Source organism: Ignavibacteriales bacterium, from assembly GCA_015709675.1.
Lineage (GTDB): Bacteria > Bacteroidota > Ignavibacteria > Ignavibacteriales > Ignavibacteriaceae > H2-BAC3.
On sequence record CP054182.1, the window covers coordinates 19,740 to 31,650 of the forward strand.

At 45.8% G+C, this 11,911-nt stretch carries 11 protein-coding genes; all 11 read right to left on the bottom strand.

Annotated elements, in window-relative coordinates; translation table 11 throughout:
- Nucleotides 1-14 precede the first annotated feature (14 nt).
- On the bottom strand, nucleotides 15-458 hold the full coding sequence (locus tag HRU80_00075; protein QOJ27339.1) for a GNAT family N-acetyltransferase: 444 nt from the start codon (nucleotides 456-458) through the stop codon (nucleotides 15-17).
- On the bottom strand, nucleotides 448-918 hold the full coding sequence (locus HRU80_00080; protein QOJ27340.1) for a DinB family protein: 471 nt from the start codon (nucleotides 916-918) through the stop codon (nucleotides 448-450). Before HRU80_00080 ends, HRU80_00075 begins: the two co-directional genes overlap by 11 nt.
- 32 nt (nucleotides 919-950) lie before the next feature.
- Entirely contained in the window at nucleotides 951-2,354 is a 1,404-nt protein-coding gene (locus tag HRU80_00085; protein QOJ27341.1) for a PhoH family protein, read from the bottom strand.
- Nucleotides 2,355-2,660: 306 nt separating this feature from the next.
- Nucleotides 2,661-3,611, bottom strand: coding sequence for an alpha/beta hydrolase (locus HRU80_00090; protein QOJ27342.1), 951 nt, complete (start codon nucleotides 3,609-3,611; stop codon nucleotides 2,661-2,663).
- A 16-nt stretch (nucleotides 3,612-3,627) separates the two neighbouring features.
- The gene (locus HRU80_00095) at nucleotides 3,628-5,190 is read right to left on the bottom strand and encodes a hypothetical protein (protein QOJ27343.1); all 1,563 of its coding nucleotides are present in this window, start codon (nucleotides 5,188-5,190) and stop codon (nucleotides 3,628-3,630) included.
- Between the two features lie 108 nt (nucleotides 5,191-5,298).
- Nucleotides 5,299-6,231, bottom strand: a complete 933-nt coding sequence (locus HRU80_00100; GenBank protein ID QOJ27344.1) for a hypothetical protein — start codon at nucleotides 6,229-6,231, stop codon at nucleotides 5,299-5,301.
- 25 nt (nucleotides 6,232-6,256) lie between these two features.
- The gene (locus HRU80_00105; GenBank protein QOJ27345.1) at nucleotides 6,257-7,780 is read right to left on the bottom strand and encodes a long-chain fatty acid--CoA ligase; all 1,524 of its coding nucleotides are present in this window, start codon (nucleotides 7,778-7,780) and stop codon (nucleotides 6,257-6,259) included.
- On the bottom strand, nucleotides 7,773-9,284 hold the full coding sequence (locus tag HRU80_00110) for a sodium:solute symporter (GenBank protein ID QOJ27346.1): 1,512 nt from the start codon (nucleotides 9,282-9,284) through the stop codon (nucleotides 7,773-7,775). Before HRU80_00110 ends, HRU80_00105 begins: the two co-directional genes overlap by 8 nt.
- Nucleotide 9,285: 1 nt before the next feature.
- Nucleotides 9,286-10,275, bottom strand: a complete 990-nt coding sequence (locus HRU80_00115; GenBank protein QOJ27347.1) for a ketoacyl-ACP synthase III — start codon at nucleotides 10,273-10,275, stop codon at nucleotides 9,286-9,288.
- A gap of 1 nt (nucleotide 10,276) precedes the next feature.
- Entirely contained in the window at nucleotides 10,277-11,020 is a 744-nt protein-coding gene (gene fabG / locus HRU80_00120) for a 3-oxoacyl-ACP reductase FabG (GenBank protein ID QOJ27348.1), read from the bottom strand.
- 85 nt (nucleotides 11,021-11,105) lie between these two features.
- Entirely contained in the window at nucleotides 11,106-11,594 is a 489-nt protein-coding gene (locus HRU80_00125; protein QOJ27349.1) for a MarR family transcriptional regulator, read from the bottom strand.
- Nucleotides 11,595-11,911: the final 317 nt, after the last annotated feature.

Sequence of the window (11,911 nt, forward strand, 5' to 3'; positions counted from 1 at the left end):
TATCTGATTGATAATCAGAGATATTTCTTCATGGCAAAATGCGGAATAGTTACTTCCGTAAACTGATGGCCATAGACTGTATATCCCAGCTTTTCATAAAACGGAACAGCCGAATCACGGGCATGCAGCGTGACATAATGGAATCCTCTGCCTTTAGCCCATCCTTCTGAATAGAATACAAGCGCCTTGCCAATGCCTCCTTTTTGCATTCCCGGCCATACGGCTACCTGACGCATTTTAATTTCATCGGCGGAAATAATTTTCATGAGAAGAGTGCCCGCAAGGGTCTCTCCCACAAATGCATTAAAATGAATCTCCTCTTCTTCTGCAAGGAGCTGTTCTTCAGTATAAGAGAGCCCGAGCGGTTCACGGAGAACGGCATGTCTTAATGCAACTTCACGGACATAATCTTCGGAATGATAATCAATGATTCTTACAATCAGCGGTTCATTTTCCATTTTTGCGTTTCTCCTCTGCCGCGAACACAAGATAATCCAGCTTGGGTATATAGGCAAGGTGGGGCTTCAGATGCACAATGACCTGTCCGCGGTGATACGCCGCATGCAGTGCAAGCTGTGTAAGCACTTCTGTAACTGTATAATAAAGCGGGCCGCGCGGAGTCTGCATTGCCACTGATTGAGCAAGTGCTTCCGGGTCTGACTTCACCAGATAGTCCCTCATGGTTTCATACAGTTCCTGCTGCTTGGTCAGGAGCTGATCAGATGGCAGGACATTCCACACACTGGTTATATCAGCGCTGCCGGTAATTTTCGCCAGCCAGAACTCTTTTACACTAAGGATATGACACAGAACCGCGGATGCCCGTTCAGAGGGTCCGGCAGCACTCAGAAAGGCCTGTATCAGCTTGTTATTGGCCCAGTTTTCATACTCATTCTGCTTCAGAAAAAACTCTCTCAACCCGTGACCCTTTCTTATATATTATCAGCTTATTACAATAAGTTGCTCGCCAGTTCCGCCAGTTCTGAGCGTTCCCCTTTTTCAAGATTCACATGCGCGTACAGTTTCTCCCCCTTGAAATGATCTATAAGATAAGACATGCCGTTTGACTGGGAATCCAGATACGGATGGTCAATCTGGTATATATCACCCGTGAAGACAATTTTTGCCCCCTCACCGGCACGTGTAATAATCGTTTTAATTTCATGCGGAGTAAGGTTCTGCGCTTCATCCACTACAAAAAATATCCTTTGCAGGCTTCTGCCCCGTATATAACTGAGCGGTTCAATCACCAGTTTTTCATCTTTTATAAGCTGATTGATAAGAGTGTGCTGCTTGTCATCTTCCTTATACTGATCCTGAATGACCTTAAGATTATCCCACAATGGCTGCATATATGGCGCCAGTTTGCTTTCAACATCTCCCGGAAGAAAACCGATATCTTTATTGCTGAGTGGAACGACCGGGCGGGCAAGATATATCTGACGGTACTGCTTGCGTATCTGCAGGGCGCTTGCCAGAGCGAGCAGTGTTTTTCCTGTTCCCGCTTTGCCGGTTATAGTCACCAGAGGGATATTGGGGTCAGAAAGAGCATCAATGGCAAATGCCTGTTCTGCATTCCGCGGACGGATGCCATATACGTTATTCTTATCAATACGGATGAAATTCTGCACATCAGTATCAACCCGTGCAAGTGCTGAGCGTGCCGGGCTGCGGAGAATGAAATATTTATTCCGGAGCAGTTCGGTTTTTCTTCCTTTCGGCATTGCGCTGACCGGCAGGGTAAAGGGGATCTCAAAAAGAGTGTTCAGTGCATCATCATCAAAGTCATCTATAATATCTTTGCCTGAGTAAAGCTCCTCAATACTTCTCACCCGGTCGGTGGTATAATCTTCCGCCCTCAGGGAAAGAGCTTTTGCCTTCATCCGCAGGTTAACATCCTTGCTTACCAGAATTACCGATTCCTTGTTCGGCGATTCTTTCATAATATCGTACGCAGTGCTCAGAATGCGGTGATCAGGGTTATCCTCATAGAAGAATTCCCGTATCTCCTTTAGGAGCCCTCTGGTTAAGGCGACCCGGACTTTTCCTTTTCCTTTGCCCAGTGAGACACCGCCATTAAATATTGCGTCCCCGGTTATCTCGTCAAGAGTACGGGCAAACTCCCGCGCGTTCAGATTAATCACCTGGCTGCCCCGCTTAAAGTGGTCAAGCTCCTCTATAACGGTTATTGGGATTACTATGTTATGTTCCTGAAAATGATGGATGCAGGAAGCATCATGAAGGATGACATTGGAGTCAAGGATAAAGGTTTTTACTGCTTTTGATCTTGCCACGAAAACTGCTCTCTTATTGCGGAGCGCAATATCCGCAACAACCGGCAAAATTGCAACCATGTTCACCAATATTTTACCTAATGATAATATGCCTCTTGAGCAAAATCACAGGATTTGAATAATTAGTAGTTAGGAATTAGTAATTAGTAAACAGCGATTCCGCTCAAACTTTGATGGCTCTGCGCTTAAAGAGCCAAGGACAATAAGGACACCAACGACAATAACAACTGCGCGGTTTACCTCTGCAGTACCTTGCGCCTGAACTTGTTCACTCTGCGTTAAAGATTTCGTAAACATCTGATAATGGTCTTTCCTCAGGAGGATCTAAACAAAAAGCCCCGCCGGAGCGGGGCTTTTTGGTATATATTACTTTTTTAAGAAGTCTAAAACCGCACGGGTGAATTCCGCAGGCTTTTCAATCTGCAGCATATGTCCGCATTCAGGTATCTCATAAAGTTCACAATCGGGAATTCTCCTCTGCCCCTCTTTGAATACATCAGCGGTAAAGCCGGGGTTCAGATAGGGGTTCGGAATCAGCCCGTCGTTTTCGCCATAGACAATCAGGGTTTTTACTGAAATCTGCTCCAGTTTACCTGAAGTCGGTTCATCAAGCATGGCATTCACACAGCGGACAACCGTATAAGCAAACTCATCAAAGTCTTTACTCTTAGCTGTTCTTGCGCGCTCTTCTACCATCCACTCCAGGTCATCACGCCAGTTATAAAAGTTATTGCTCAGATTACGGCGGATGCCTTCTTCTGTGGTTGCTTTCACAAACGGAACTGAGAAAACCGAACGAAGCCAGTCCCCCTCTCCCTTCTGGAAAGGCTCAATGCCAGCCGGTGAAGCGAGAATCAGTTTGTCGAGCATCTCAGGGTACTTCAGCGAGAAATGAATACCTATCTGCCCTCCCATAGAGTGTCCGACATAATAGACTTTATCGAGCTTCAGTTCCTTAAGGAGTTTGTATATAACATCAGCATAAAAAGTCAGGGAGTATTTATAACTTTTTTTATCTGACTTTCCGTATCCCGGAAGATCAACCGCGATAACACGGTAGTCCTTTGAGAGTTCATCAATCGTATATCGCCAGAATCCCGCGTTGCTGGCAAGTCCGTGAACCAGGACTATAGTCTTCGGACCGTTACCCTGGTCTATATAAGCGACTTTCGGATTTTCCAGCGCTTTCTTAACCGGGTATCCGTAATCCACATCTTCAAATTCAAGGACAGGAGCATTGGTATATAAATACCCTCCTGAACATCCTGTGAGTGTCATAAGTACCACACTTACTGCAATTGCTAATTTCAATTTCATAGTTTCTTCTCCTTCTCTAAAACATCAGCCAGCTAAGGGTGGTGAATAAAACCCACGGATCTTTGGGCCTGACGCGGTCGTAAGTAGCTGTGGGAGCGTTATAGAAATCACCCAGCTGCAGGTATGCCGCACTGACGCCAAGGGTGAGGAAGACTTTTATATTATACTTAAACTCCGCGTTCAGCTCCTGACCAATAAATGAAGTTCCTCCTGCCGGAGTAACATTTGAAATTGCAAACGCATATCCTGCCTTGAAAGACATCTTGTTTGGAACCAGATCCTTTGAGTAATTAAAGAATCCTGCGGTAACACCGTAACCCAGATTGGATATATCATGCACGGCAGAGTAATATCTGTTAATCACCTGCGGATCAGGGAAAAGAAGAAACGCGCGGTGGGCTGAATAGATGCCTACCGGTGAGCCATAGACATTCCCTGTAATAACACTGTTCAGAGTTCCGTCTGAAATACCGTTCTCATCTCCGGTTGAAAAAAGAACCTCAGCGCTCAGCTTATCGTTTGCTGTCATGCCGTATTTATACTGAACTGCTGCATTAGCCGCCAGACCGAAGATGGTGCCATAGGAGCCAAAATCATTACTGTTAATAGAACTGACGGTATCAAGGGTGCCGTAATTTGTCATAACATAAGCATCCGCCTGCCATCTGCCTGCAAGAAAGTCCCGGTTATAAGCAGTTCTGAGACCGGTCCAGAAAATATCAGCTTCATATTTATTATTTGCAACCGGAAGAAAAATGCGGGTTGCACCGTTATACTCAGCAAGAGCGCTGTTAAGCCCCTGCCCGAGAACGGAAATACCTCCGAAGCCCTTGCCCCGGTCGTAGGCATACCAAAAATCCGCACCCACTTCCACCAGAGGCGCAACACGTGATTCAAGATCAAGCATCCAGAGAGCCACATCATCATCACGGCGGACTTCATTTTCCCATAACTGGAAATATCCGATTCTTCCTTTTGTTACAGGAGAAAGATTTGCAAAGAGACTCACGCCTACTGCCTGAGTGCCCCAGTAAGAAAGTTTATATGAACTGTTCTGAAAATAACTGAGCGTATTTACGTTCGGGTCGCGCGCATTGTCAAAGAGCCTCTGCATGCCTATCACCAGATTCCAGTCGGCTGAGTCGGGATGTATATCCACGTTAGCCATGAGTGTCTGCATATTTATCTGACCGCCGTTAATAGCTCCGCCGCGGTTGTTTCCCACTCCGTATGCCTGGTCGCCCCAGGTGTAATCAATCTTAAACAGTCCTCTGAAGGTTGCATATCCGTCAAGAATCTTGGGCTTATATACAAAGAGGGGAACAAAGCGCTGTTCAAGATAGACTGCGGTCTGGGGTATGGTGTTGGTGGAATTCTGACCGAATAGGCGGCCGATTACCTGTCCCTGTAATATATCATTGGTCGGGCTGACGTTAGAGCCCGTCCATCTGGTAAAAGAATAACCGATGAACTGCAGTTCACCGGGAACGGGGTCGCTGACCCGCTCTGTCTCCTGAGCATAAAGCTGAGGCAGCAGGAGGAGTATCAGCAGTAGCGCTGAAAGCTGAAGTCTGTTCATGGAGTCTCCGGTTAATATAATATATATTTATCTGTTCTCAGAGGAAAACAGAAACGGAGGCGGTTTGCACCGCCCCCGTCCTGACAACAAGGTTCTTATTTTTTGTTGTTAGTTTGTGGCAACAAATTTCTGAATCCAGGTGGCACCCAGCGGAAAGCTGTTATAAGAAGTGCTGCCGAATCCGCCTGATACGGTCGGTGCGCCGAAACCGGGGATAGCTGGTGTGGTCTGCACTACTTCATATGTAAGCACTCCTTTTGCAGTAACCTGATAAATACCGGTTGATGTTACTGAAGTCGGAGTTGTCTGATTGAGCACGATATTACGGATGGTTGTGCCTGAAGCAGCGGTGGTGGTGAAGGTACCTGTATAGGTAACAGCAACATTTGCACTGTCAGTAGCAACAACGGTATAGGTGTTGTTTGCATTAAAGGTTGCAGTGATAGATTTGGTCTTCAGGGTAGCTTTGAGTCCTGGTGCAACAAAATCACCTTCAGAAAGCCATGAACCAACGATTGGCTCGCTTGCAGGAACAGGCTTTACATAGCCCTGAATCCAGGTCTGTCCGAGCGCAATGTTGTTATATTTGGTGCTTCCAAATCCTTCTGAAGCAACAGGAGCGGTGAATCCCGGAATTGCCGGAGTTGTCTGAACAACTTCATACTTCATGTGCCCTTTGGCATTAACTTCATATATACCGGTTGAGGTAACTGAAGTCGGGACGGTCTGATTCAGCACGATATTACGGATGGTTGTGCCTGTCGCAGCGGAAGTTGTATAGGTACCGCTATAGGTAACGGATGTATTTGTGCTGTCGGTGGCTACAACCTGATAGGTGTTGTTAGAATTGAATGTTGCTACAATCTTTTTGGTTTTAAGAGTTGCAATAAGACCAGGAGCAACATCAATATTTTCGGAATTCCAGGTGCCTACCATTGGTTCAGCAGGAGGAGTTACCGGAGGATTGGTGCCGTTGTCATCTTTATCACAAGCGGCAAAAAGGAACGGAAGAAGAACAAGAACATAGAGAAGGCGTTTCATTATGAACCTCTGTTAGTTTAGTGAGTTATGGTTTATTTGGTTGTAAATGTCTTTTAAGCAATTCACGTTTGTTTATTTTTCCGGCATCGGTTTTGGGAATTTCTGCAATAATTTCAGCATGCTTAGGAATTTTATACCCGGCAAGCTTTCCTTTGCAAAATTGGATGAGATCAGCAGGTGTAAGAGTGCTTCCCTCATTAACCACCGCGTAAATTTTTCCGGTTTCACCCCAGCGCTCATCCGGCACCCCGATAACGGCAACTTCCTTTATATCTTCAAGCGTATAGAGCAGTTTTTCCGTCTCCGCGGGATAAACATTTTCCCCTCCGCTGATATACATATTTTTTTTTCGGTCAACCACATAGAAGTATCCCTCCTCATCCTGGCGGACAATATCTCCTGTATGAAACCAGCCGCCGGTAATTGCTTCCGCGGTTTCTGCCGGCTTTTTCCAGTAACCCGGAGTTACTACCGGACTCTTAAGCCAGAGCTCTCCCGGCTCCCCCTGCACGGCTTCAGTACCGTCTTCCCGTATCACCTTTACGTCAATATAAAAGTTAGGATATCCGATTGAACCGATTTTCCTGATTGCATCATCCTGATGGAGTGAGAAGCAATTCGGGCCGACTTCAGTAAGGCCAAATCCCTGACGGATATATACACCCTTTGCATGCCAGGTTTCAATCAGGGGAATCGGCATTGCCGCTCCTCCGACGATCGCGTATCTCAGCGAACTTAAATCCGCCTTTTCAAAACGTTCACACTCAGCCATCATTTGCAGCATTGTCGGAACACCGAACAATAATGTGGTCTTTTCTTTTTCCATCAGATCAAGAATCAGCGGCGCATCAAATTTTCTGAGAATGGTATGCGATGCACCGTGAAAAAGGAAAGGTGTAAAAAGAACATTCCAGCCCCCAGTATGGAAAAACGGTGCGTAACTCTGTGTATGATCCTGTGAGTTAATATCAAGCCGGAGTCCTGTGTTGACCGCATTCCAGAAAAGCATTTTATGCGTGATGATTACCCCCTTGGATATACCGGTTGTTCCCGCGGTATAAAGCAGCATAACCGTATCATTCTCACTGATATCAGCTAGGGTTACATTGGCTTTGTGGTCCAGCTTATCATACAGGTAACCGGAGATCTTTTCAAGCAGCAGAACCTGCATTTCGTTTTTTATAACGGTCAGTTCTTTTACCTGCGATTCAAACTCCTCCGCGTAGATAAACAGTGCAGGGTCTGCATCGCAGATCTGTGCGTCAAGTTCGGAGGGAGTTAGCCGGAAATTCAGCGGTACAAGCACCATTCCGGCTTTCACGCATGCAGTAAAAAGCAGTATATGCTCTGACCTGTTAAAAGAGTACACAGCAATTCTGCTTCCTCTTGTGAGATTCAGTCCTCCCGATAAATATTCCGCAAGATGATTTGCCCGGCTGTTAAAATCGGAAAAGCTCCACTCACTGCCGTTTTCATACTCGCGCAGAAAAAATCTGTGCGGTGTATAGAGAGCCCATTTCGCCAGCCAGTCAAACTGCAGATTATTCATCACTCTTCTTCCCTGTTAGTATATAAACAATACCTGCGACAAAAGCGGATACCAGAATAGCAGCAGCCGCGGAAACTCCCGGATTCTGTCCGGTTGCAAGAGTGAACGGCACCGGCAGATTAAGATAGAACATGGAAAAATGAACTATCAGAGCGGTTACAGATGCGGCTATTGGAATAGCACGGTTGATATTCTTAACGAACATCCCTAGCAGTATCGGCAGAAACGCTGCACTGAAATATGCATAAACACCGTTCTGAGCAAAAATTGCAACGCTCACATTCGGATTGATAAGCTGTTCATAAGATAAAAACACAGCTGCAATACCAAGCCCGATGATGACCATTTTGTTAATAAGCAGCATTCTGACTGCTGTCCCGGATTCATCTTTTGATTTGATAAACAGCGGTTTTATGATGTCACTGGTGATGGTTGTTGCCAGGGACTGAATAAGTCCCTCAAGCGTGGATATACCGGCTGACATCAGACCGAGTATTACGATAATGCCGACATAGACAGGAAACTCTGAAATTACATACGCCGGAATAACTCCGTCAACCTTCAGCACCGTTCCGTTAATCTGCAGATCAGGAAAACTGAGACGGGCATAAAGTCCCGCAAACACAACCAGGAAAAACAAAGTCTGCACAATTACTCCCGTTGTGAGGTAACGATGTACATCTTTATCCGATTTAAGCAGGAGTGACTTCGTAATGATATGCGGCTGACAGACAATGGCCACACCGATTATTAACTGAGAACCGATGATTTCAAAGAAATCGCGGAAGAGAAAACTTTCCGGATTGGTAAGGGTTACCAGATTTGCATCAACAGCCTCAAGCCGGACAAGGAATCCCTTCACTCCTTCGCTGAAGTGTTCATACCCTGATCCAAGCAGAATAAATGCCACAATAAGCATCAGCAGCGCCTGAATGGTATTGGTATATACCATCGAGTTTGCGCCTCCGAACATCATATATCCGAAGATAAAAACTGCAATACCGGTCAGCACATAAACTTCTTCGAAGTTCAGCGCTTTGGCAAGCACTTTGGTCAGCCCGACACAGATAAGAACAATAAACGTAATAAGCAGCAGTGAGGTAAACGCAAAGAAGAGACCGTATCCTTTGCTGTTATATCTGGTTCCCATCCATTGAGCCATGGAAAGTGCTTTAACAGTAGTTCCGTGCCGGCGGAAACTTTTTGTCAGGAATACAAGCGAGGTCATTGATGCAACAGGCAGAACCACTCCGTAGGAAATAAATCCGCTGATGCCGTAATAAGCAATGAGTCCCGGGTTGATGATGAACGTAGCGGCACTGGTCATTGAAGCGGCAAGTGCAAGACCAACGGCATAGGGAGAAAAGAGGATGCTGCCCACAGCATAATCCTCTATGTTTTTTATTTTCCGCGCTCCGCGTATTACCAGAAAAATTGTCAGGCCGGCATAGAGAGCCATGACAATTCTTGTCAGCAGAACCAGGGATTCATTAGCTGAATTCATCTTATCTGTTCCATTCAAATAACTGACATGCAAAAGCGAGCCCTCCGCCGGAGCCCATAAATATGATTTTATCACCATTGTTCAGAATTCCCTGCTGATGAGCATCATCAAGCGCCATGGGAATGCATGCAGAGCCGGTATATCCGTACTTGTGCATGATGGTCACCGCGCGGTTCCGGGGTATATTCAGGTTGTCAAGTGTCTGCCAGATGCTGTTGATGTTAATCTGCGTGAAAAAGAAGTGTTTAACATCTTTAACCTCAACACCGGCTTTTGCACAGACGGAGTTAATCATGGATGTCCACTTCTCAGGATTAAGCTCTTTGGGGAATTTCTTCACGAACTTCAGCAGATGGTCTTTGCTTCTTACCCGCTCTTCAGTGAGAGGCATATTGGTCCCTCCGCCGTATATACCCATCCAGCTGTTATACTGCCCTTCCGTGTGGAGCATACTGCCGAGAAATCCTTTTTTATCAGATGACTCAAGCACTACAGCCCCGGCTCCGTCGGCAAAGAGTGTAACGGTTTTTTTGTCATACAGATCCAGATACTTGCTCATGGCATAGGCGCCTACAACAAGCACTTTGTTATACTGTTCATCTGCTTTGATAAATTTAACGGCTGTGTCGCATGCAGTAACAAACCCCGCACAGGCAGTATTAAGATCAAACGTTCCGGCTTTCACCGCTCCCATACGGTCCTGAATCACCGATGCGGTTGAAGGTGATATAAATTCAGGTGTATCGGTGGCAACGATAATCAGATCAAGATCTGCTGCCGTTATACCGACATTCTCAAGCGCTCGTTTTGCAGCAGCTTCCGCAAGGTCAGCGGTGGACTGATTTTCACTGCACCATCTTCTTTCGCGGATAGTAAGATTTTCTACCAGCCAGGTATCAACATCTTCACCCAGCAGTTCATTAAAATAACTGTTTGGCACCACTTTTTCGGGAGCATAGTGCCCGGTTCCGGATATACGCACTTCTCTCATATCAGATTACTAATCCGCCGTCAACTGAAAGAACCGCGCCATTTACGTATGACGCATCATCACTTGCAAGGAAGAGATACGCTTTAGCTATATCAATCGGATCGCCAAGCCGCCCTACAGGAGTTTTTTCGCGCATCATCTGAAGCACTTTTTCAGGAACACTGTTTACCATTTCAGTGGCAATAAATCCCGGAGCAACAACGTTTACCGTAATTCCTTTTTTACCGAGTTCGCGCGCCCAGACTTTAGACATTCCGATAATGCCTGATTTGGTTGCAACATAATTTGTCTGCCCGAAATTACCGTATATACCTACAACGGAAGAAGTATTAATAATCCGTCCGTAACCGTTTTCAATCAGATGAGGTGTAACTGCTTTTGTGCAGTTAAAAACACCGGTCAGGTTAACATTCAGCACAGACTGCCACTGCTCTTCTGTCATTTTCACCAGCGTAGCATCTTTTGTAATGCCTGCATTATTAATAAGAATATCAATTTTTCCGAATTTCTGCCTGACAGCTCCGGCAGCAGCGGTGACTGACTCAAGTGAAGTCACGTCAATCTGCATAAATTCAGCGGTGAAGCCTTTTTCCTTAAGTGAAAGTTCTGCTGCTTTTCCTGCTTCCGCGTCGCGGTCCCAGAGGATAACTGCCGCGCCTTCAGAAGCGAAAAGTTCTGCTGTTGTTTTTCCGATGCCGCGGGCAGCACCGGTGATAATTGCTGTTTTACCTTGTAATCTCATCATTGTGTTCTCGTTTTTATCGTTTGAAAAAAATCAAACGATCCGGGCAAAACCGAAGCCGGTCTTACCGGACCGTCATTCTGCCTGGTTATTTATAAATTTTCTTCCGTTCTTTAGTCCATTCGTTCAGAAATTTTTCGTAGTGTTTCTCCATCAGGGAGTAAAACCGCTCCATCTCAAGCACGCGCAGCGCGGTTGTTTCAAGCTCTTTATTCTTATTGGTTTTAAACTTGGATTTAAGTTCGGAAGCAATGCGGGTATTATTTTTTATCAGTTCAAGATTGTTCCGGAAGGCGTTCTCGAAGATGGCAGGTTCAATTTCGTAATAGTCTTTGCGGTTGTTTTCAGTAATCCATGCTTTGCGGATCAGATTGTGGTCTCTGAGGCGGCGGACAATCTGGCTGACCGGTCCTTTGCTCCGTTTGAGGGATTTGCTGATTTCGTCCAGAGAAACAGGCCTGGGGGAGTAGAGCAGCAGAGCCACCACATGCCCCATCAGCTTGCTCAGGCCAAATGCCCGGTAGGCATCGCCAAAGCGGTGAATCAGTTCTTTACGGACCTGTTCTTCCTGCGTCATGATTCCTTAACTTTTGAAAAATTTCAAACGATCAAAACTTAGGGGTATTTTCATTTAAAGTCAAGCAAAATCGGAGGGGTTCCGGCTGGCTGAATTACGGCAAACGACGGGAGATCAGGACGGGAAGAGAAGTGGTGAGAGGGTTCAGGATTTGGAGTGATTTACTTATAGGAAGGCAGCTCTTTGCGCCTTGGCGTCTTTGCGCGAGTATTCTTCAAACTTTGCGGTTACCTTTGTTCCCTTTGCATTAAAAGATTCTGCAATTGTTTCAATGACTTAAAAGACAATAAAGAAAGCAACGACCTCGTGCGTGTACA